Origin of the sequence: Chitinophaga sp. RCC_12 (genome assembly GCF_041360695.1) — a bacterium.
In the GTDB taxonomy this organism is placed as follows: Bacteria; Bacteroidota; Bacteroidia; order Chitinophagales; family Chitinophagaceae; genus Chitinophaga.
In genome coordinates this window covers 676865-698326 of sequence record NZ_JBFUPS010000003.1, presented here as the reverse complement: position 1 = coordinate 698326, position 21462 = coordinate 676865, and the positions used below count along the sequence as shown (strand labels likewise).

Annotated in this window: 19 protein-coding genes; 7 read left to right on the top strand and 12 right to left on the bottom strand. The window is 46.8% G+C overall.

Annotated features, from left to right (window positions below; genetic code table 11):
* Positions 1 to 23: 23 nt before the first annotated feature.
* Positions 24 to 770: a hypothetical protein gene (locus AB6805_RS12525; RefSeq protein ID WP_370909759.1), complete on the bottom strand. Its 747-nt coding sequence runs from the start codon at positions 768 to 770 to the stop codon at positions 24 to 26.
* A gap of 82 nt (positions 771 to 852) precedes the next feature.
* Positions 853 to 1635: an SDR family NAD(P)-dependent oxidoreductase gene (locus AB6805_RS12520; protein ID WP_370909758.1), complete on the bottom strand. Its 783-nt coding sequence runs from the start codon at positions 1633 to 1635 to the stop codon at positions 853 to 855.
* Between the two features lie 147 nt (positions 1636 to 1782).
* On the opposite strand from AB6805_RS12520, the gene AB6805_RS12515 reads away from it, so the two are divergent.
* A complete protein-coding gene (locus AB6805_RS12515) occupies positions 1783 to 2460 on the top strand; it encodes a M15 family metallopeptidase (protein ID WP_370909757.1) in 678 nt (225 codons plus the stop codon).
* Positions 2461 to 2462: 2 nt separating this feature from the next.
* On the opposite strand, the gene AB6805_RS12510 is transcribed toward AB6805_RS12515, so the two are convergent.
* The 6 genes from AB6805_RS12510 to leuC form a co-directional block, all read right to left on the bottom strand.
* Entirely contained in the window at positions 2463 to 2852 is a 390-nt protein-coding gene (locus AB6805_RS12510) for a hypothetical protein (protein ID WP_370909756.1), read from the bottom strand.
* A 267-nt stretch (positions 2853 to 3119) separates the two neighbouring features.
* On the bottom strand, positions 3120 to 4625 hold the full coding sequence (locus tag AB6805_RS12505; RefSeq protein WP_370909755.1) for a 2-isopropylmalate synthase: 1506 nt from the start codon (positions 4623 to 4625) through the stop codon (positions 3120 to 3122).
* Positions 4626 to 4651: 26 nt separating this feature from the next.
* Positions 4652 to 5731: a 3-isopropylmalate dehydrogenase gene (gene leuB, locus AB6805_RS12500; RefSeq protein WP_370909754.1), complete on the bottom strand. Its 1080-nt coding sequence runs from the start codon at positions 5729 to 5731 to the stop codon at positions 4652 to 4654.
* Positions 5732 to 5768: 37 nt separating this feature from the next.
* The gene (gene leuD, locus AB6805_RS12495; protein ID WP_370909753.1) at positions 5769 to 6368 is read right to left on the bottom strand and encodes a 3-isopropylmalate dehydratase small subunit; all 600 of its coding nucleotides are present in this window, start codon (positions 6366 to 6368) and stop codon (positions 5769 to 5771) included.
* Positions 6369 to 6382: 14 nt separating this feature from the next.
* Positions 6383 to 7132: a trans-aconitate 2-methyltransferase gene (locus AB6805_RS12490; protein ID WP_370909752.1), complete on the bottom strand. Its 750-nt coding sequence runs from the start codon at positions 7130 to 7132 to the stop codon at positions 6383 to 6385.
* A 34-nt stretch (positions 7133 to 7166) separates the two neighbouring features.
* Entirely contained in the window at positions 7167 to 8567 is a 1401-nt protein-coding gene (gene leuC / locus AB6805_RS12485) for a 3-isopropylmalate dehydratase large subunit (RefSeq protein WP_370909751.1), read from the bottom strand.
* Positions 8568 to 8720: 153 nt separating this feature from the next.
* Between leuC and AB6805_RS12480 the strand changes: the two genes are divergently transcribed.
* Positions 8721 to 10274, top strand: coding sequence for a hypothetical protein (locus AB6805_RS12480; protein ID WP_370909750.1), 1554 nt, complete (start codon positions 8721 to 8723; stop codon positions 10272 to 10274).
* A gap of 17 nt (positions 10275 to 10291) precedes the next feature.
* Positions 10292 to 10870 (top strand): NADPH-dependent FMN reductase, encoded by a 579-nt coding sequence (locus AB6805_RS12475; RefSeq protein WP_370909749.1) that lies wholly within the window; start codon positions 10292 to 10294, stop codon positions 10868 to 10870.
* Here AB6805_RS12475 and AB6805_RS12470 read toward each other — a convergent pair.
* Together AB6805_RS12470 and AB6805_RS12465 are read right to left on the bottom strand one after the other, a co-directional pair.
* The gene (locus AB6805_RS12470) at positions 10849 to 11976 is read right to left on the bottom strand and encodes a hypothetical protein (protein WP_370909748.1); all 1128 of its coding nucleotides are present in this window, start codon (positions 11974 to 11976) and stop codon (positions 10849 to 10851) included. The two genes, AB6805_RS12475 and AB6805_RS12470, sit on opposite strands and share 22 nt — an antisense overlap.
* A 1-nt stretch (position 11977) precedes the next feature.
* Positions 11978 to 12619 (bottom strand): ATP-binding cassette domain-containing protein, encoded by a 642-nt coding sequence (locus AB6805_RS12465; protein WP_370909747.1) that lies wholly within the window; start codon positions 12617 to 12619, stop codon positions 11978 to 11980.
* 445 nt (positions 12620 to 13064) lie between these two features.
* Here AB6805_RS12465 and AB6805_RS12460 point away from each other — a divergent pair, with 445 nt between their 5' ends.
* Complete coding sequence (locus tag AB6805_RS12460; protein WP_370909746.1) at positions 13065 to 14039, top strand: ribonucleoside-diphosphate reductase small subunit; 975 nt, start codon at positions 13065 to 13067, stop codon at positions 14037 to 14039.
* 38 nt (positions 14040 to 14077) lie between these two features.
* On the top strand, positions 14078 to 16453 hold the full coding sequence (locus tag AB6805_RS12455) for a ribonucleoside-diphosphate reductase subunit alpha (RefSeq protein ID WP_370909745.1): 2376 nt from the start codon (positions 14078 to 14080) through the stop codon (positions 16451 to 16453).
* Positions 16454 to 16522: 69 nt separating this feature from the next.
* Here AB6805_RS12455 and AB6805_RS12450 read toward each other — a convergent pair whose 3' ends face one another.
* Positions 16523 to 17368, bottom strand: coding sequence for a helix-turn-helix domain-containing protein (locus AB6805_RS12450; protein ID WP_370909744.1), 846 nt, complete (start codon positions 17366 to 17368; stop codon positions 16523 to 16525).
* A 9-nt stretch (positions 17369 to 17377) separates the two neighbouring features.
* A complete protein-coding gene (locus AB6805_RS12445) occupies positions 17378 to 18040 on the bottom strand; it encodes a TrmH family RNA methyltransferase (RefSeq protein ID WP_370909743.1) in 663 nt (220 codons plus the stop codon).
* Positions 18041 to 18091: 51 nt separating this feature from the next.
* Between AB6805_RS12445 and AB6805_RS12440 the strand changes: the two genes are divergently transcribed.
* Positions 18092 to 20794 (top strand): AsmA-like C-terminal region-containing protein, encoded by a 2703-nt coding sequence (locus AB6805_RS12440; protein WP_370909742.1) that lies wholly within the window; start codon positions 18092 to 18094, stop codon positions 20792 to 20794.
* Between the two features lie 243 nt (positions 20795 to 21037).
* Positions 21038 to 21421: an SdpI family protein gene (locus AB6805_RS12435; protein ID WP_370909741.1), complete on the top strand. Its 384-nt coding sequence runs from the start codon at positions 21038 to 21040 to the stop codon at positions 21419 to 21421.
* The last annotated feature ends 41 nt before the right edge of the window (positions 21422 to 21462 follow it).

The following is a 21462-nucleotide window of genomic DNA, read 5'->3' as shown; positions in this document are numbered from 1 at the left end:
TCGATATTATTTATTTATTAGTCTTACTTAATTTCTTTCAGTGTTTTAATCTGTAACCTTCCGTTTTCCACATGCAGGTCAATCACCGGTTCTGCTTTACCATCTTTTACAAAAGAGAAATACACATGATCATTTTCTCCTGTTGGCTGGATCACACCTTTACTGCCACTGGGCACCGGCATGAACATACTTTTACGGAGACCGCCAAATTCCACATACAGTTCCAGGCTGTCGGGCGAGGCATCCGGTTTGATCTCTGCAATAAAATCTGCCAGGATGTTTCCGGACTGAATACTCTTTTTATATTGCTGCAACATTTCGCCGCCGGCAGATACCTTACCAAGACCCAGCGTGCCTTCCATGTATGCCCAGATTGGCTCAGGCGGCGTGGCAGCCCATAATATTTTCATGTCTTTTTTACTGTCTACAAAAGCGTGGTAATAACGTGGCTGATGATTCGCTTTCATAACGCCGATATAACAGCTGTTGGGCTCATTCCACAACACCTTGTAAAGGTCCTGCTCCGGTGCGTCTTTCAGGATCGTTTGTTCAAAAGTTTTTTCCTTTGTTCCTTCTTTCAGCTGAAATTTAATCGTGACCAGCGAAGTATCTTTTTCCTTATCAGAAAAAGTAACAGATACGGTACCACCCGGTGTGGCCGGTTTTACCGCTGTGGCAGAATCCCCGGTGGCAGTGCCGTTGTTAGTACCGGAATTACAGGCAGATAATACGGCTATTGCTATTGCCAGCCCTATTCGAAAATGTTGCATGATATAACTAAGAATTAATGAATGAATAACTTGAAAGATACGGGTAATCGTCCGCACTTTAAAACACACATCACATTAATTATTAATTATTAAGCCTGATAAAACCGCCATCGATGGGGTAGTCGGTTCCGGTAATAAAGCCTGCTTCGTCGGAACACAGGAATAACGCCAGGTTACCCACTTCCACTGGTTTAGCCATGCGGCCGATGGGTTGTGTTTTACTCAGCTTATCAAACATTTCTGCTTCCCTGCCCGGGTAATTCTTGGCAATAAACCCATCCACAAACGGCGTGTGTACTCTTGCTGGCGACACACAGTTGCAACGGATATTAGCGCCGAGGTAATCTTTCGCCACGGATAATGTCATGGTCAGCACGGCGCCTTTACTCATAGAGTAGGCCAGCCTGTCCGGTATACCTACACTGGAAGCAATGGATGCCACATTGAGGATCACACCGCCGCCCTGTGCTTTCATTTGTTTAATGACTGCATACATGCAGTTATAGGTGCCCTTTACATTTACCTGGTACACCCTGTCGAAGTCCTGTTCCGCCGTATTTTCGAGGTTACCCACATGCGCAATGCCTGCACAGTTCACCAGGATATCCAGTTTACCGGCCGTTTGTACAATACCGTCCATAACGCCTATCACAGCTGCCTGGTCGGCTACATTGCACGCATGTACGCTTGCCTGCCCGCCTGCTGCCCTGATTTCCTCTGCTGTAGCTTTACCACCCTCTTCATTCAGCTCCAGGATATGCACCTGCGCACCCTGCGCCCCGAATGTTTTTGCTATTGCCTGTCCTATGCCGCTACCACCACCTGTGATAACCGCTACCTTATTGTCTAGTCTGAACAGTTCCATCATTAAAAAATTTAAGGGTTCTAAAATACCTATTAATATAAGGTGATTGCAATTGTATTTTCACTGTATTTCATACTTTCTTGCCTAATTTTCGCAAAATTCAATAATCAGGTCCAAATACGGGGCTTTTTCTGCAATTTTAAGCACATGAAAATAATACTGTTAGCGGCGCTCCTGTGGACCATTTCCGGCCAGCTATCCGCCCAGAAAATACCGGTGAATAAATACGGACTCGCCGTATTGAGCACCCGGCAGCAATATGATCAGCTGGTGAAAGCCGACAGCAACCAGCTGCTCGTAAACCTGGAAAAGTATATCCCGGGCATCAAAAAAGATGTGCGCTATGCCACCACCAATAACTTCACCAAACAAAAGCTTTATACCCGCACTGACATTTATCTCCGGCTGCCGGCAGCCAAAGCTCTCAAAGCAGTACAGGAAGCCCTGCGCAAAAAGGGATACGGCCTGCTCATTTACGATGCATACCGTCCTTATCATGTAACGGAAACGATGTTTAAAATAGTACCGAACGACCTCTATGCGGCCGATCCCCGCAAAGGATCGGGGCACAACCGCGGCGTGGCCATAGACCTGACTATGGTAAGCCTGAAAACAAATAAGCCCGTGGCAATGCCTACGGACTTTGATGATTTTACCCTGAAAGCGCATGAAAACTACACCCCGCCGGATCCGGCAATGGCGGCCAACCGCAAATTGTTAAAAGATACCATGATGCAACATGGCTTTAAAGGAAGTTCTACAGAATGGTGGCACTTCTATCTGCCGGATTATAAAAAATACCCGCTGATGGATATCTTCTTTTAAGATCATGGAATCTTCACGGTATCCACCCGGTTGGGAATCCCCTCCCACTTTAAATAATAGGTGCCGTTATCGGCAGGTATAAAAGAATACGTTTTGGTTTGTGTAGTAAATGCCTGTGTACATACGGTGCAGGTATTGTATATATATTCCGCCTTTAGCAGTACAGTATCCTTGTCCCTCATCTCCACAATTTTGTTGATAGCGTAACAGGAATTGGGGAAGGTACAGCTTACATCATAAAAAGCACCATTCTGACCTCTTGCATCGCTGGTGGATTTACCCATGTATTTCGCGCCCACAATATTCACCCATCCGTACTGGGAGCAATTATCTCCTTCTTTGCTGCAACCGGCAAAAAGTAAAAAGGCAAGGAGTAAGGGAGTTGTTTTCATCAGGCAAATATTTCACCTGTAGAACGGGGTGGCGCGGGAAAAGTTACAGCGCGCGGATTTTGTCTTTCTCAGGATTACGCTGATTTTACTGATTACCTGGATTTTTACTTTTGGATTTTTTTGGATTTTTTGATTTAATAATAAGTAAGGGAGATAGAAGCGAATATATCCGCTGCTATCTCCCTTAATCCTTTATAAAATCAAAAAAGTAAAAATCCTGGTAATCAGTATAATCAGCGTAATCAGCGGGAAAGACAAAATCCGCGTTTAGTATATCTTGTTCAGCGCGTCCACGTAGGCGTGCACGGAAGCGTTCACGATATCGGTGGAGATACCGAAACCGTAGTACGACTGGCCGTTATGTTTTACGCGCATGTTTACTTTACTCACATCGTCGCTGCCGCCGCGCATGGATTGAATATTAAATTCATCCAGTTCAATATCGTCTTTAATAATATCGTGGATCGCATTGATGGTAGCATTAACGGGGCCGTTACCGGCGGCACTGGCTTCTTTTTCTTCGCCATTGATACGCAGTTTAACGGTGGCCATGGGACGGAGCGGATCGCCGCAAACCACCTGCAGTAAGATTACTTTGATGGCATTGTCGCCGTAGGTTTTGGCGTCGCCATCGCCCATCAGTTCCAGCAGATCGGCGTCATTGATTTCCTTTTTGGTATCCGCCATCAGCAGGAAGCGTTGGTACACTTCATCGATGTTCACTCTTTCCAGGTTGTATCCCAGGCGCGACAAGTGATGCTTCAGCGCATGACGGCCACTGCGGGCAGTGAGGATAATGGAGTTGGAGTTGATTCCTACATCTTCGGGGTTCAGGATTTCGTAGTTTTCGCGGTGTTTCAGCACGCCATCCTGGTGGATGCCGGAGCTGTGTGCAAATGCGTTACGGCCTACAATGGCTTTGTTAGGCTGTACCGGCATGTGCATCATGGTTTCCACGAGATTACTGATTTCGTAGATCCCTTTTGAGTTGATCTGGGTATGATATCCCAGCGCATGATGCGTTTTCAGAATCATGGCTACTTCTTCCAGTGAAGTGTTACCGGCACGTTCACCGATGCCGTTGATGGTACATTCCACCTGGCGGGCGCCGTTGATAATACCTGCAATGGTATTGGCGGTAGCCAAACCGAGGTCGTTATGACAGTGAACGGAAATGATCGCTTTATCGATATTGGAAACGTGATCTACGAGGTACTTGATTTTTGCACCATACTGATCGGGCAGGCAGTAACCGTTGGTATCGGGGATGTTAACGGTGGTAGCACCGGCTGCAATCACGGCTTCGATCATGCGGGCCAGGTATTCATTGTCTGCGCGGCCGGCATCTTCTGCATAAAATTCCACATCATCGGTAAACTTGCGGGCATAGGTTACAGCGGCTACGGCACGTTGTAAAATTTCATCGCGGGTGCTGTTGAATTTATATTTGATGTGCATATCGGAAGAACCGATACCGGTATGGATACGTTTGCGTTTTGCGAAGCGTAAAGCATCTGCGGCAGCATCAATATCTTTGTTATTGGCGCGGGTAAGTGCGCAGATCACGGGCTCTGTAACCGCTTTGGAAATTTCCACCACGCTCTGGAAGTCGCCCGGACTTGAAATCGGGAAACCTGCTTCGATGATATCTACGCCTAATGCTTCGAGTTTTTTTGCTACTTCAATTTTTTCAACGGTTGTCAGCTGACAGCCGGGGACCTGTTCTCCATCACGCAAGGTGGTATCAAAGACGTATACACGATTTTTATCCATGATAGTGTAATAATTTTATTGAATGATTAATTCAGATTCTCTAATACTTTGGCGCCCATCGCATCGGTGCCCATAATGAAATCGTTCACGGTGTGTTTGTTGGCGATGTCCATTGTTCTGTAACCCTGTCTGAGAGTAGCTTCCACGGCTTTGATCACCCGTTGTGATTCTGTTTTCAGGCCAAAGGAAATATCCAGCATGAGGGCGGCAGATAAGATAGAAGCCAGTGGATTGGCAATGCCTTTACCGGCAATATCATGTGCAGATCCGTGGATCGGTTCAAAGAAACCGGTACTGTCGCCGATAGAGGCAGATGCCAGCATCCCCATGGAACCAGCGATCTGGGAGGCTTCATCCGTAAGGATATCACCAAACAGGTTACCGGTAACCACTACATCAAAGCGTTTAGGATCTTTGATCAGCTGCATGGCCGCGTTGTCGATGAACATATGTTCTGTTTCCACATCAGGATATTCTTTTGCTATTTCCTGCACCACTTCCCTCCAGAGACGGCTTGCTTCCAGCACATTTGCTTTATCCACAGAGCACAGCTTTTTGCGGCGGGTGCGCGCTGCTTCGTAAGCTTTGCGGGCAATGCGTTCTACTTCATAACGGTGGTAGATCATGAGGTCGGAAGCGGTGTTGCGGTCGGCAGTCCGGATCTTTTCACCGAAATACACGTCGCCGGTCAGCTCACGGAAAAAGAGGATATCTGAACCGCGTAAAATTTCCGGTTTAATGCTGGATGCTTCCAGCAGTTCATCAAATAACTTTATCGGGCGGAGGTTGGCATACAATCCCAGTTCTTTCCTGATCTTCAGCAAACCTTGTTCTGGTCTTACTTTCAGGGTAGGATCGTTGTCATATTTAGCATGACCGATAGCGCCGAACAGGATAGCATCGGAGTTCCGTGCTTTCTGCAGCGTTTCTTCAGGCAGCGGATCACCGGTAGCTTCAATGGCTACGTGGCCCATGATCCCTTCTTCGAAGGTAAAAGTGTGATGATAATTTTTGGCTATTGTTGTCAGCACTTTTTGTCCCCATGCGGTCACTTCCTGTCCGATCCCATCTCCGGGTATAACTAGTATTTTCTTCTCAACGCCCATATATGTGTTTAGCTTTTAGTATTTAGCTTTTTGATGATTAGAAATTATATGTTCTTGTGGTTTCGTATTGTTCAATTTCTTTACGGAGGCTCAGTAGGTAATCGATATCATCATAGCCGTTGAGCAGGCATGTTTTTTTGTACTGGTTGATATCGAAGTTTTCTTTTTCGCCGGTGCTCACAATTTTTATGAACTGGTTTTCCAGGTCTACTTCCAGCTCGGCTTTAGGATCCGCTTCTATGGCTTTAAAGATACGGTCCAGGAAATCTTCTGATACCTGGATGGGTAAAATGAAGGTGTTAAGGGCGTTATTTTTAAAGATATCTGCAAAGAAGCTGCTCACCACTACTTTAAAACCGGCATCCGCAATCGCCCAGGCGGCGTGTTCACGGGAGGAACCGCAACCAAAGTTTTTACCGCCTACGAGGATCTGGCCACTGTAGATGGGATTGTTCATCACAAAATCCGCCTTTGGCGTATTATCGGCTTCATAGCGCCAGTCGCGGAACAGGTTTTCGCCGAAACCTTCCCGGGTGGTAGCTTTCAGGAAGCGTGCGGGGATGATCTGGTCTGTATCTATATTTTCGATGGGTACAGGTACCGCCGATGAAACGAGGTGTTGAAATATTTTACTCATGATGATTTTACAGTTTAAATTTTTGTGGCGGCCACTCTCAGGCGCACATAATCCGCATACAATTCGCCGTTCCGCATCAGCTGAGGCGCCAGTTCGTATTGCACCTGCTGCAGGATGGCGCCTTTGTCCTGTTCCGGCATGCCGGCAAAAAAGTGAGCGCCAAACATCTCCAGCCAGTCGCTGATGCCTGTTTCCGGATCCACCAGTTTTGAAGGGCGGTCAAAAAAATGCACCCTGTCTATTTTAAAACCTTCCCTTTCCAGCAGGGTAGTATATTCTGCAGGAGAAGGGAAATACCAGAATGGTTCATAAGTATAACCCCGTTGCTGCATGGCTTTTTCCAGGTAAGTAAGGATCTGTTGCACGTTGCCCTTGCCGCCCATTTCTATCACCAGCCGGCCGCCTTTTTTCAGTTGCGCATACATCCGGCTGATGGCTTTTTCCTTTTCCCGCACCCAGTGGAGGGTAGCATTGGAAAAGATACCATCAAACTGTTGCGGCAGGGAAAAAGTAGTAGCGTCGCCCACTTCAAAGGAAATGCCGGGGAAATGTTCACTGGCGCTGCTGATCATAGCGGCGGAAGCATCTATTCCTGTTACGGTGGCGCCTTTTTGCGCCAGCTGCGCGGTGAGTTCACCAGTGCCGCAACCCAGGTCCAGGATACTTTCTCCTGATTGTGGCTGCAGCCAGTCGATCAGGCTGTTGCCATATTCAAACACGAAGGCGTGTTTTTCTTTGTATAAGTCAGCGTTCCATTCATCCATAGCTTTCGGCTTTACTTGTTCTTTTTATTAACTATTACGCCAACAATTCCCTTACATCTGTTACCCTGCCCGTAATGGCTGCTGCCGCCGCGGTGAGCGGACTGGCCAGGAAGGTGCGGGCATTGGGACCCTGACGACCTTCAAAGTTACGGTTGGAAGTGGAAATGCAGTACATGCCGGCAGGCACTTTATCTTCGTTCATGGCCAGGCAGGCGGAGCAACCGGGTTCACGCAGCTGGAAACCGGCTTCGGCAAATATTTTGTCGATGCCTTCTTCCATGGCCTGGGCCTCCACCTGTTTGGAGCCGGGAACGATCCATACCACTACATCGTCTGCTTTATGTTTGCCTTTCACAAAATCTGCTACGAGGCGTAAATCTTCAATGCGGGAGTTGGTGCAGCTGCCGATGAATACGTAATCCACTTTTTTGCCCAGCAGTTCGGCGCCGGGTTGGAGGTCCATGTACTCGAGCGATTTTTTGAAAGATGGTCTTTCTTTCTCGTCGAGCTGCTCCAGTGAAGGGATGTGACGGGTAACGCCCATGCCCATACCGGGGTTGGTACCATAAGTAATCTGTGGTTCTATATCAGCAGCATCAAAGGTAAGCACCTGGTCAAATACGGCGTCGCTGTCGGAATACAGTGTTTTCCAGTATGCCAGGGATTTATCCCAGTCGGCTCCCTTAGGCGCGAACTCGCGGCCTTTGATATAATCGAAAGTGATATCGTCCGGCGCGATAAGGCCTCCGCGGGCGCCCATTTCAATGCTCATGTTGCAGATGGTCATACGGGCCTCCATACTGAGACTACGGATGGCTTCCCCTGCATATTCCACGAAGTAACCGGTAGCGCCGGAAGCGGATATTTTAGAGATGATATAAAGAATGATGTCTTTAGAAAGTACGCCCTTGCCCAGTTGTCCGTTCACTTCGATCTTCATCCGCTTGGGCTTGTATTGCAGGATACACTGGGTGGCCAGTACCTGTTCCACTTCGGAGGTACCGATACCAAAGGCAACGGCGCCGAAAGCTCCGTGAGTGCTGGTGTGGCTGTCGCCGCAAACGATGGTCATGCCGGGCAAAGTGATGCCCAGCTCCGGTCCTATCACGTGCACGATGCCCTGGAACCGGTGACCCAGTCCGTAAAGCTCTACACCGAATTCAGAAGTATTTTTCGTGAGCATTTCCACCTGGCGGCGGCTCAATGCTTCTTTGATAGGCTGGTCCTGGTGTAAGGTAGGTACGTTGTGATCGGCGGTAGCCCTGGTTTTAGCCGGGCGGAATACCGGGATGCCACGTTTACGCAGCCCGTCAAATGCCTGGGGACTGGTCACCTCGTGAATAAAGTGCGTGTTGATGTACACTGCATCGGGATGCCCCGGCTTGCTAACCACTATATGGCCATCCCAGATCTTATCAAATAACGTTTTTCCCATCCTTTTGCTTCCTTTTATAATTGTTTATACCTTCAAATCTAATGGTCCTTAATTAATTGCCATATCGCTAAATTTGCTTTAATTACAACCTTTAAACACCACTGATACACGTTAATATACTGTTTATCAATAAATTACAAGATTTTAATAACGATGCCCAACAGTCAAAGTGATGCTTTATTCATATTAATAAAAACCTTAACAAAAGCCGAAAAACGCAATTTTCAGCTGGCGTTCAACAAAAACAACACCAAAGAAGATGTACTTTTTATTCAATTGTTCACCACGCTGGACAAAATGAAAGAGTACGATGAAGAGCAGATACTGAAGAAAATAACGGATATCAAAAAGCAGCAGCTATCGAATGTAAAAGCACATCTTTACAAGCACCTGTTATCCAGTTTGCGGCAATTATATAAACAAAAGGACCCGTTGATCGACCTGCGCGAGCAGCTGGATCATGCGCGGGTGCTGTATAATAAAGGATTGTACAACCAGAGCCTGAAGATACTGGCCAAAGCCAAAACGATGGCGCAGGAACAGGAAGAGGTGATGCTGACCTATGAAATTGTGGAGTTTGAAAAGCTGATTGAATCGCGGCATATTACGCGGAGCCTGGAAAACCGGGCGGAAGTGCTGAGTGCCGAGTCCAGGCAGATAGAGCAGCAGCTCACTAATATCAGCCGCCTGTCGACCCTTTCCCTGCGGATGTATGGCCTTTACCTCAAGCTGGGCCACGCCCGCAATGAGCGGGATGCTGAAATGGTAAAGTCTTTTTTTGAAAGCCAGCTGCCGCCCTTGCAGCATGTGCACATGAGCTTTTACGAAAAGGTGTACATGTACCAGGCATCGAGCTGGTACTACTATATTCTGCAGGACTTCGTGATGTATTACCGTTATACACAGAAATGGGTGGACCTGTTCCGTAAATACCCGTCCCTGCAGCAAACGGATATGGACCTGTATATTAAAGCGCAGCATAATTTGCTGACCGCGCATTTTTATACTTCGAATTTTGAAAAGTTCAAAACAGCCCTGCAGGACCTGGAAGAATTTATCCGGGACAACCAGGATAATTTCCACGAAAACACCCGCACCTCTGCTTTTGTATACCTGTATACGGCCAAAATAAACCGTTATTTCCTGGAAGGCACGTTCAGCCAGGGTTTGGAAATGGTGCCGGAACTCGAAACAGAGATCACCAGGCATACGCTGAAAATAGACCAGCACCGGGTACTGGTATTTTACTATAAGATAGCCTGTTTATATTTTGGTAGCGGTGACAACAACAAAGCCATTGTTTATCTTAATAAAATTATCAATTTAAAAATTGGTAACCTGCGGGCAGATATCCAGTGTTTTGCCCGTATCCTGCACCTCATTGCACATTACGAACTGGAGAATTACAGCCTGGTGGAATACCTGATCAAATCTGTTTACCATTTCATTTCAAAACACAAGGATCTTGGTTTGGTGATGGAAGAAATCATGAAATTCCTCCGCCGTTATATTTATGCCAATCCCAAAGCATTACGTAATGCGTTTGTAGACCTGAAAGACCGGCTGGAACAGATCTCGGAAGATCCGTACGAACGCCGTTCCTTCCTTTACCTGGACATTATTTCCTGGCTGGAAAGTAAGATTGAGAGCATACCGGTGCAGGAAGTTATTCACCGGAAATTTGTGAATAAAGAAAAACGCATTTAAATAAAACCGACGAGCATATGTCTGCTGACAAACAGTATCATTTCATTGCCATTTCCGGCAGTTTACGGAAAGGCTCTTACAACACGATGGCGCTGAAAGCGCTGCAAAAACTGTGTCCTTCAAACATCACAGTGGAGCAGGTATTTTTCGACAAAATCCCGATGTACAATGCCGACCTGCATACCGAGCAATTGCCGGAAGAAGTAGTGCCGCTGGTACATAAAATCAAGGAATCGGATGGCGTGATCATTGTTTCACCGGAATACAACTACTCCATACCCGGCGCTCTGAAAAACGCGATAGACGTGGTTTCCAGGCACCCCGACAAACCCTTCAGCGAAAAGGCAGTGGCTATTATGGGCGCCTCGCAGGGCCAGATCGGTACTGCCAGGATGCAGTATCATTTACGGCAGGTGATGGTATTCCTGAATGCGTTTGTGATCAACAAACCGGAGATCATGATTGGCAATGCCCAGCATAAGTTTGATACCGATGGTAACCTGACAGATGAACTGGTGATTAAGCAAATCCCTCAGCTGCTGCTTTCACTGGCACGGCTGAGCGACAAAATGGGTCATGAACCTGTTTCTATATAAGGTTCATAACTGCGGTATTTTGTAAAGAAGATAATGGCCGATGCTGTCTGTAACAACAGTACAGCCGGCCATTCATAATGTCCGAGTACCATGAACAGCACAATGAAAGAAGTGAGCATGGTATAACGTACGTGCACTTCCGGATTCATTTTAGGAAAAAACAATAGGGTACGGAACAGGACCATTAATGATAGTGCCGTACAGAATACCGTTATCAGCCCCCATGGTGTGGTTTTCGTATATGCATTAACGGTAATGATGATCATCTCCGGTAAAAAAGTAATCACATACACGCCCACCAGCCGCATATAGTGGGTAAATAAATTAACAGGAAGATTTTCCATGAAATTAAGGTACGTATCATCAAACGCGCGATGATGCACCATCAGCTGCATATGTGTAAGCACGCTGATCATCACGCCCAGCTGCAGTCCGCGAAGATCAAAATAATCGCCTCTTGTCATAATGAGGAAGGTGAGCCACAGCACTCCTGCGGAAAACAGTTTAGTGCTCACAATCCGGCGCGGAAAATTAGTAAACAGTTCATAGAGGAAAAACAGTACCGGCGGCTTTGTAAAGTGCCGGTTGATCCAGCGTTGCAGGTGGCCTGTAAAAAAGATGACATCCGGTTGTTCCAGTTTTCTTTCATATAACGTTAACGGCCATATGCAATTGGCAATATTAACAACCGTGATGATCACCGCCTGTACATAGTATCCCTGTTGGATCGCAATAACGAGGGCAATGACCACATATACCAGTACCGGCATATAAATGGCCGTATGGAGCCGCAGCCAGATAACACGGCGGGTTGGTTTATCGATACTGCCCATGGTGGGATACAGGAAATCATATCCCTGCAGCTGAAATGTTTTCAGCATGAAGCCCACGCATTTAAGCGCGTAGGAAGTCCACAGCAAGAGCACCAGGAACAGGAATGTATAATTGCCCAGGAAGCCCAGCATCAATCCTTTGTGATAGGCGAGCAGGTTGGCGCCGTTTACCACGCCGAACAGCAAATAAAACAGTACCAGGAAAAAACCCGTATTCTGAATATAGAACCGTTTTGTGAATATTTTACTAAGTATTGCCGTGGTGGTACGCATATCAGCTGAGCGTAATGTTTTTATGAGCTACTTTCAGTGTGCCCGTTACCGTTAATTCTTCCTCATCCAGCGGCTGGTGGGAAGTGATACAAAAAGAAACGCCTTTGGCGCTGTACTCGCGGATCAGGTCGTACAAAACAGCCAATGCGCGGGTATCGATGGTGATAAGGGGTTCGTCCAGCAGGATGAGGGCCGGGTTACCGGTAAAGGCCAGCAGCAGGGACAATTTTTTCAACATGCCGCTCGAATAACTGCTTACCGGGTTATTCACAAAGATATGCACACCGAGTTTTTCACTGATGGCCCGGATCTCTTCCGGGTTCCCTCCTTTGGTATTGAGGTAAAGCTCCAGTAAATCGCGGCCGGTGAGGAAAGAAGGGTAAAGCGGTTCCGCTTCCGCGTAGTTGATCAGGCGGCGGAACTGTACCGGGTGTTCCCGGCTACTCACCTTTCCTTGTAGCAGTATTTCCCCTTTGAAGGGGATTAAGCCTGCCATGACCTTCATGCAGGTGGTTTTGCCGGCGCCGTTTTCCCCCTGCAGCCAGTAAATGCCGGCGGGCAGCTCCAGCCGGGCAATATCCAGGACAGGTACATCCTGGTAGTTCTTCTTAACCGCATGAAGGGCGATAACCGGTTCGGGCATATGAAAAAGACTTAAAAGTGTAAATATGAAAAATTATCGCATATATATTTACGGAAGGTCATCTTTTTAACAAAAATTTTCCGGGTACATTTTTATACTGATCATCATTCATTTAGCCGTAACAGTTAAAAAAATAATCATATAAGCCAGATTTTTGCATGCCCTTTTTCACATGCTAATCATATTACATATGCACAAGGTGCAAAACCCGTGAAACACGCGTTGCCACTATACTTTCATTAAAGTTGTATATCTTTTCCACACCTGTTGAAAACTATATCGGGCATGCCTTACCCGGATGCTTACATTTGTAATCCTGAGCGTATGGATTTTAGGAAGCAGAGATGTTGAAATCGGATTGTGGGAAAGAGAAGTGAAGATTTCGGTATGCTGACCCCAAAAGAAAAACCAAAAACCTTCGACAGTACCCATAAAATAATTAAAGATGAGTAACGAGAATGAAATTCTTTTAAAAGAGAACAAGGACCGTTTTGTGCTATTGCCGATCAAATACCCAAAAATCTGGGAGCAATACAAAAAGCATGAGGCCAGTTTCTGGACAGCAGAAGAAATAGATTTAAGCAGTGATCTTAAGGATTGGGCAGGCCTGAATGATGGCGAACGTCATTTTATCTCTCATGTACTGGCATTTTTCGCCGCCAGTGACGGGATCGTAAATGAGAACCTGGCAGTAAACTTTATGAGTGAAGTACAAATCCCGGAAGCCCGGTGTTTTTACGGCTTCCAGATCATGATGGAAAACATCCACTCTGAAACATATGCATTGCTGATAGACACCTACATAAAAGACGGTACAGAAAAAGACCGTTTGTTCCACGCTATCGATACCGTACCCGCGGTAAAGAAAAAAGCGGAATGGGCATTACGCTGGATTGAAAACGGCAACTTCGCCGAACGCCTGGTGGCATTTGCTGCTGTAGAAGGTATCTTCTTCAGCGGTAGTTTCTGCTCTATCTTCTGGCTGAAGAAAAGAGGCCTGATGCCGGGCTTAACCTTCTCCAACGAACTGATCAGCCGTGATGAAGGGCTGCATTGCGAATTCGCGTGCCTGCTTTACAGCATGCTGGAAAATAAACTGAGTGAAGAACAGGTACACGGCATCATCCGCGATGCAGTGAGCTATGAAAAAGAATTTATCACAGAAGCCCTGCCGGTTGGACTGATCGGCATGAATGCCGAACTGATGTCGCAATACATTGAATTTGTGGCAGACAGATGGATCGGTGAGCTGGGCTACAACAAGATATTTAATGCGTCTAATCCTTTTGACTTCATGGAAATGATTTCCTTACAGGGTAAGACCAACTTCTTTGAAAAACGTGTGGGAGATTACCAGAAATCCGGCGTAATGGGTGGTACAAAAGAATCACAGACATTCAGCCTGGAAGAAGATTTTTAAAACATTTTGAATTACTAACCTCTTAAATTCGCAAACCCATGTTCGTAATCAAAAGAGATGGAAGGAAAGAAGCAGTGAAGTTCGATAAAATCACTGCGCGTATTGAAAAACTTTGCTATGGTTTCAATACAGAATATGTAGATGCCATAGATGTAGCGAAAAAAGTGATACAAGGTTTGTATGATGGTGTAACCACCAGCGAACTCGACAACCTGGCTGCCGAAACGGCCGCCTCCCTTACTACAAAGCACCCGGACTATGCACTGCTGGCTTCCCGCATAGCAGTAAGCAACCTGCATAAGAATACCATCAAGTCGTTTTCCAAAACGATGAAGAAACTGTATGATTATATTGATCCCAAAACCGGCAAAAATGCAGCGCTGCTGTCTGACGACGTTTGGGAAATCATCCGGAAAAATGCAGAAATCCTGGATTCCAGCATCATCTACGACCGCGACTTTGCCTTTGACTATTTCGGGTTCAAAACACTGGAACGTTCTTACCTGCTGAAAACAGACGGTAAAGTTCAGGAACGCCCCCAGCATATGCTGATGCGCGTATCTGTTGGCATTCACAAAGAAGACATTGAGTCTGCCATCAAAACATACAACCTGATGAGTGAGCGCTGGTTTACACATGCCACGCCTACCCTGTTCAACGCAGGCACTCCAAAACCACAGATGTCTTCCTGCTTCCTGCTCACCATGCAGGACGACAGCATCGAAGGCATTTACGATACCCTGAAACAAACGGCCAAAATTTCACAGAGCGCCGGTGGTATCGGTTTAAGCATTCATAACATCCGCGCTACAGGATCCTACATCAGTGGTACCAACGGTACTTCCAATGGTATTATCCCGATGCTGCGCGTATTCAACGATACAGCACGCTACGTGGATCAGGGTGGTGGCAAACGCAAAGGCGCTTTCGCTATCTACCTGGAACCATGGCATGCCGACATCTACGAATTCCTGGATCTGCGCAAAAACCACGGTAAAGAAGAAATGCGCGCCCGCGACCTGTTCTACGCCCTCTGGATGCCAGACCTGTTTATGAAACGCGTGGAATCCAACGGCGACTGGTCGTTGTTCTGCCCGCACGAAGCACCAGGACTGCACGAATGCTGGGGTGATGAATTTGAAGCCCTGTACGCCAAATACGAACAGGAAGGACGCGCCCGTAAAACAGTAAAGGCACAGGATCTGTGGTTTGCCATCCTCGATGCGCAAATAGAAACCGGTAACCCCTACCTGCTGTATAAAGATGCGGCCAACCGCAAATCCAACCAGCAAAACCTGGGTACCATCAAGAGTTCCAACCTCTGCACGGAAATCATCGAGTATACCGATGCAGACGAAGTGGCGGTTTGTAACCTCGCATCCCTGGCACTGCCCCGCTTTGTAATTGACGGTAAATTTGATCACCAGAAATTATACGAAGTAACTTACCAGGCTACCCTGAACCTCAACAAGATCATCGATAACAACTACTACCCTATCGAGGAAGCCAGACGCAGTAACATGCGCCACCGCCCTGTAGGACTGGGTGTGCAAGGTCTTGCTGATGCGTTTATCCTGATGCGTTATCCGTTTGAAAGCGATGAAGCTAAAAAACTGAACAGCGAAATATTTGAAACCATCTACTTCGCAGGTTTAAGCGCTTCCCACGATCTCGCAAAAGTAGACGGCGCCTACGAAACCTTTAAAGGTTCCCCCGCGTCCAAAGGTATCCTCCAGTTTGATATGTGGGATGTGAAACCTTCCGCACGCTGGGACTGGGAAAGCCTGAAAAAATCTATCGTGAAAGACGGTATCCGCAACTCCCTGCTGCTGGCGCCAATGCCTACCGCTTCCACTTCACAGATCCTCGGCAACAACGAGTGCTTTGAACCATACACTTCCAACATCTACACCCGTCGTGTATTGAGCGGTGAGTTTGTAGTGGTGAACAAACACCTGCTGAAAGACCTGGTAGAACTGGGACTGTGGGATAATGATATGAAAACAAAGATTATTTCACACAATGGCTCTATCCAGAACATTGCTGAAATACCTGCAAATATTAAAGAACTGTACAAAACAGTTTGGGAAATCAAACAACGTAACCTCATTGATATGGCGGCTGACCGCGGAGCTTTCATCTGCCAGTCACAATCACTGAACCTGTTCGTTGACACACCTACTACCGGTAAACTTACCTCCATGCACTTCTACGCCTGGAAGAAAGGTCTGAAAACCGGTATGTACTACCTGCGTACTCAGGCAGCCACTCAGGCCGTTCAGTTTACCGTAGAGAAACAAGGCGGTCAGCAAATCCAGCCAGTAGTTGCTACCGGCGGCGACAGCGCGGCAGAAGAAATGGTGGTGGGTGCAGTTTGCACCATGGAAGAAGGTTGCGTTACCTGCAGTGCATAAGGGTTTATGTAAGTATAAATGCGAATCCCTGGTCAAATGGCCAGGGATTTTTTTGTGCAATAACTTTACCTAATACCGTTTCCCCGGCTTCGTGGTACAAAACTCCTTACGCGCAATTTGTTTAATAAACGTTTCAGGCGTGGTTCCCAGGTAGTACTGAAAATCTTTGATCAGGTGACTCTGATCATGATACCCGAAGTCGTGGATCAGATCAAACCAGTCGATCGAATCCGCTGTATTATGTTCTATGCTGCTAATCACCTGCTTGAAGCGTAGAAACCGCAGCATTTCTTTAGGGGAATAACCAACATATTTCTTAAACCGCATTTGCACCGTGCGTTCGGAGAGGTCTGCATCCGCAGCAATGGCTTTCGCCGGCTGAATAAGCTGATCATTAAAATAGTCAGCGCCGTTCAGGAGCGGCAGTGCCCCTTCCTCCGCTGCATGTGCTGCCGTGGAGATATAATCCTTCAGTATCTCCACCCTTTCTGCTGAAGAAGGCGTTCTTTTCAATACTTCCCATAATTCATGTGCAGATGCCTGCTCCATAAAATCACCGGGGTGATGGAGCTGTTCATCATTCAATGCATCTACCGGCACCTGGAACAGCCGGTAAAAACCATCCAGGTTGAATACCACGGCCAACAGGTCTGTTTCCGGCAGCAATTCGTAGTTCAACATCTTCCTTAAAGGGCCTAAAACAGCCACTTTATCTATCTGCCTATCATCCAGCGGGGCTGCGGCAAAAGAGAACCTTACAGGGGCGCCAAAATTGAACAGCCACATCATTTCATAGTTGGGCGACAGGTGCGCGGTAGTGGTAACGAAGTCCCGGCCGGATTGCATCACGTAAAAATGCTTCACGATATCCGACAATGGCGGCGAAACTTCGAAATGTGTACCTGCTAATGCCATAAGGAGCGGTTAATTTTCTTCATCCAGATCGTGTGCCTTGAATCCCCATTCCGTCAGTAAAGTCTGATACTGTGCTTCCGGCAATCCCTGTTTGCTGTAATGCCCTGCAATGGTTTTCTGACGCATGGCCTCATAAATACTCACTGCGCAGGCTACCGAAATATTCAGGGAGCGGATAATACCCATCTGGGGAATAATAAAATTTCCGTCTGCCATTGCCCTGGCGGCATCACTCACGCCGTTCTGCTCATTACCAAAAACCAATGCTACGGAGCCACTGAAATCAATATCATAAAGACTCACCGCATCTGCGGCGAGATGTGTCGTTAATATTTTATCATATTTGCTGCGCAATACGGCAAAACAATCTGCCGCATTATCAAAATCATGTATCGTAAGCCACTGTTTGGCACTGCTGCTGCTTCTGTGACCCCAGTTCTTTATCCGCGGCGCTTTTGAGGTGATGATATAAATATCCTGTATTCCTACGGCATCGCATGTACGCATCACCGCCGACACATTATGAGGGTCCTGTACATCCTCCAGCACTACGGTTAAATTAGCCTGCCGCTTGCCCAATACAGATAATAATTTTTCTCTTCTTTCCGGTGTCATACGCTGATTATTGCCGCTAAAATACGAAATAGTGCAGAGATGGTCCTGCACCCACATTTCCTCGTTTACACATTATGCTTATCTTCACCCCCAAAATATAGATAACCTATGCTCAAAAAGATCCTGAAAATTGTGGGTATCACAATGGTGGTCTTGATACTGGCCGCTATTGCCATCCCCTATTTCTTTAAAGACAAAATAATAGCGAAAGTAAAAACAGAACTGAATAAACAGCTGACCGCCAAAGTAGATTTTAAAGATGTGGATATCAGCTTATTCCGCCACTTCCCCCGGTTGGCCGTTGGCCTGGAAGACCTGCAGGTGATCGGCACAGGAGAATTTGCTGCCGATACCCTTCTTTCTGTAAAACAAATAGATGTAGCCCTCAACCTGATGAGTGTGATCAAGGGAGATAAAATGGACATCTACAATATTGCACTCTTACAGCCACGTATACACGCTATTGTTAATAAAGATGGTGTACCCAACTGGGATATCATGAAGCCCGATACCACCGCCGCAAGTCCTGCCGACACCGGCAAAAGCAGCTTCTCACTCAGTTTACAGCAATATAAAATTGAAGATGCCTGGGTGAACTACGATGACCGCCAGGGCAACATGGAATTACTCGTTACAGGCCTGAACCACCAGGGCAAGGGCGACTTTACACAGGACCAGTTCCTCCTGCAAACCAGTACCACCGCCGGTGGCATTACCTTCCGGTATGGCCTCGTTCCTTATTTATCGCAGGTAAAAACCACCCTGGATGCCGCTATCCAGGTGGATAATAACACCAACACCTATACGTTTAAAGATGGCAAAGCCTCTCTCAATAACCTGGAACTGGCGCTGCAAGGGTTCTTTAAGCTGGTAAATGATTCCACCTATGGTATGGATATGAGCTTTAAAGCTCCTTCCACCAATTTTAAAGACCTGTTGTCTTTAATACCTGCGGTATATAAAACAGATTTCGATAAGATAAAAACCAGTGGTACCGCCGCTTTTGGCGGGTTCGTAAAAGGCAATTATTCTCCTGTGCAAATGCCTGCGTTTGGACTGGATCTGGCCGTAAAAGATGGTTTCTTCCAATATCCTGATCTTCCAAAACCGGTAAAAAATATCCAGATTGCCATGAAGATCAGCAATCCCGATGGTGTACCGGATCATACCGTGATAGATATGCCCACCGGCCACCTGGAAATGGATAACACGCCGCTGGACCTCCGCATGCTCATTAAAACACCGGTATCTGATATGTATGTAGATGCAGCTGCCAAAGGCAAACTGGATCTTTCTAAAATCACCCAGTTTGTAAAACTCGAAGCTGGCACCAACTTATCCGGCCTGCTGGATGCCGACATCAGCGCCAAAGGCAACATGAGCGCTATCGAAAAACAACAGTACGATCGCTTCTATGCCGCCGGCACACTACAACTGAGCAATATGCTCTATAAAAGCAAAGATTATCCCGATGGTGTAAAAGTGAATAATCTCTTCTTACAGTTCAACCCTAAAAACGTGACGGTGAAAGACCTTAACGGACAATACCTGGGTACCAACTTTGAAGCCAACGGAGAAGTGAATAACCTGCTCGCCTATACGTTTAAAAACGAGCCGCTGGATGGACAAATGAATTTCAAGGCAGATGAAATCAACCTCGACAAATGGATGGGTACCACCAGCACCAGTTCCACCGATCCGGCCACTGCAAAAAAGGATTCGGCTGCCGCTACCCCATTTGCGGTACCTGCTAACCTGAATTTAGGACTGCAGGCCAATGTGAATAAGATCCACTACGATAAAGCCGATCTTACCAATGTATCCGGCAAGCTGCTGGTAAAAGATGAAACAGTAACCATGCAGCAGCTGAAAGCCAATGCCCTGCAGGGTACTATGGAAATAAACGGCAACTACAGCACCAAAGCCAGCAAAGTAAACCCTGATATCAACCTGGCCTACGACGTGCAAAACCTGGATGTACAACAAACATTCAACACCTTCAACACCGTACAGAAATTAATGCCGATCGGTAAATTCCTTTCCGGTAAAATTACCTCGCAGTTAACTATGCATGGTAAGCTGGGAAAAGATATGTCGCCCGATCTGAGTACGCTTACCGGAGATGGCAACCTGCTGCTTGTACAAGGATTCCTGAAACAGTTTGCCCCGGTTGACCAGCTGGCCAACACCCTTAATGTAACACAGTTGAAAGACCTCTCGCTGCGTGACATTAAAAACTATTTCTCTTTTGAAAACGGACGCGTAAAAGTAAACCCGTTCAAAGTAACGGTGAATGGTATACGAATGGATATCGCCGGTTCCCACGGCTTTGACCAGTCGCTCGATTACACACTGCAGCTGGCACTGCCACGCAGCATGATGGGCGCCGCAGGCAATACGCTGGTGAACAACCTGGCGTCGCAGGCACAAAGCAAAGGCATCCCCATCAACCTGGGCGACAGCGTTCACCTGCAGGTATTAATGGCCGGAAACATTCTCAAGCCCAGCGTAAAAACCGACCTGCGTGAAACGGCCAACAACCTCAAATCACAGGCAACAGAACTGGTTAAGAACAAGATAGACACCGTAAAAAATACGGTAAAGGACAGTCTTAACCAGATCAAAAATACCGCTGTCAATTCCCTGAAAAATCAACTCAAAGATCAACTCAGCGGAAAGAAGGATTCTACCAAACCCGCCACGGGCAAGCCACTGGACAACGTAGGCAAACAAGCCGGCGAATCCGTGAAAAACACCCTGAACGGCCTGTTCGGCAAGAAGAAACCGGCGGCGGATACCACGAAGCACTGACGCGGAGGTTGTCTTTCCCGCTGATTACGCTGATTTTACTGATTTAGGGATTTGATCACTTTGGATTTTAGATGATTAGGGGAGATATAAGCGGATATTTTCGCTTATATCTCCCCTAATCTTTTAAAATCCTTTATAAAATCAAAAAAGTAAAATCAAGGTAATCAGTAAAATCAGCGTAATCAGCGAGAAAGACAAAATCCGCGTTTTTTACGTAACTTATGGTAACCAAAACCCCGGACCATGTGGTTACGTTTCTTACATTCCACTTATTGTAATCCAGCTATTTTTGCGGGCATCTTCTTCTATCTCATTGGGTATTTCATACACCGTTTCCCGCCTAAAAGTCCTAAATCCTGGTATGGTTACCGCAGCGTATTGTCTACCAAAACGCCTGAAATGTGGCGCTCTGCCAATGAATATGCCGCATATATTTCGCGGCGTGTAGGCGTGATACTGGTGGTTAGCGGCGTTGCATGCGCACTTCTTTTTCAGCGCCAGTCCGATTGGTTCTGGTATATCACCGTGGGCGCTGTAGTAGCAGGCACCATGTACCTGGTAGGAGATACTGAATGGGAATTAACCCGTCACTTCGACAAAGACGGCAAACGTATCCTTCCGGAATAAAACAAAGAAGGCGCTGCTTTCGCAACGCCTCTTCGTGTATG

Coding starts and splice junctions, on each gene's coding strand:
- AB6805_RS12475 (WP_370909749.1), top strand. CDS start 10,292: ATGTCTGCTGACAAACAGTATCATTTCATTGCCATTTCCGGCAGTTTA.
- AB6805_RS12525 (WP_370909759.1), bottom strand. CDS start 770: ATGCAACATTTTCGAATAGGGCTGGCAATAGCAATAGCCGTATTATCT.
- AB6805_RS12460 (WP_370909746.1), top strand. CDS start 13,065: ATGAGTAACGAGAATGAAATTCTTTTAAAAGAGAACAAGGACCGTTTT.
- AB6805_RS12520 (WP_370909758.1), bottom strand. CDS start 1,635: ATGGAACTGTTCAGACTAGACAATAAGGTAGCGGTTATCACAGGTGGT.
- AB6805_RS12455 (WP_370909745.1), top strand. CDS start 14,078: ATGTTCGTAATCAAAAGAGATGGAAGGAAAGAAGCAGTGAAGTTCGAT.
- leuD (WP_370909753.1), bottom strand. CDS start 6,368: ATGAGTAAAATATTTCAACACCTCGTTTCATCGGCGGTACCTGTACCC.
- AB6805_RS12515 (WP_370909757.1), top strand. CDS start 1,783: ATGAAAATAATACTGTTAGCGGCGCTCCTGTGGACCATTTCCGGCCAG.
- leuB (WP_370909754.1), bottom strand. CDS start 5,731: ATGGGCGTTGAGAAGAAAATACTAGTTATACCCGGAGATGGGATCGGA.
- AB6805_RS12490 (WP_370909752.1), bottom strand. CDS start 7,132: ATGGATGAATGGAACGCTGACTTATACAAAGAAAAACACGCCTTCGTG.
- AB6805_RS12465 (WP_370909747.1), bottom strand. CDS start 12,619: ATGCCCGAACCGGTTATCGCCCTTCATGCGGTTAAGAAGAACTACCAG.
- AB6805_RS12510 (WP_370909756.1), bottom strand. CDS start 2,852: ATGAAAACAACTCCCTTACTCCTTGCCTTTTTACTTTTTGCCGGTTGC.
- AB6805_RS12480 (WP_370909750.1), top strand. CDS start 8,721: ATGCCCAACAGTCAAAGTGATGCTTTATTCATATTAATAAAAACCTTA.
- AB6805_RS12450 (WP_370909744.1), bottom strand. CDS start 17,368: ATGGCATTAGCAGGTACACATTTCGAAGTTTCGCCGCCATTGTCGGAT.
- AB6805_RS12435 (WP_370909741.1), top strand. CDS start 21,038: ATGTGGTTACGTTTCTTACATTCCACTTATTGTAATCCAGCTATTTTT.
- AB6805_RS12445 (WP_370909743.1), bottom strand. CDS start 18,040: ATGTGGGTGCAGGACCATCTCTGCACTATTTCGTATTTTAGCGGCAAT.
- leuC (WP_370909751.1), bottom strand. CDS start 8,567: ATGGGAAAAACGTTATTTGATAAGATCTGGGATGGCCATATAGTGGTT.
- AB6805_RS12440 (WP_370909742.1), top strand. CDS start 18,092: ATGCTCAAAAAGATCCTGAAAATTGTGGGTATCACAATGGTGGTCTTG.
- AB6805_RS12470 (WP_370909748.1), bottom strand. CDS start 11,976: ATGCGTACCACCACGGCAATACTTAGTAAAATATTCACAAAACGGTTC.
- AB6805_RS12505 (WP_370909755.1), bottom strand. CDS start 4,625: ATGGATAAAAATCGTGTATACGTCTTTGATACCACCTTGCGTGATGGA.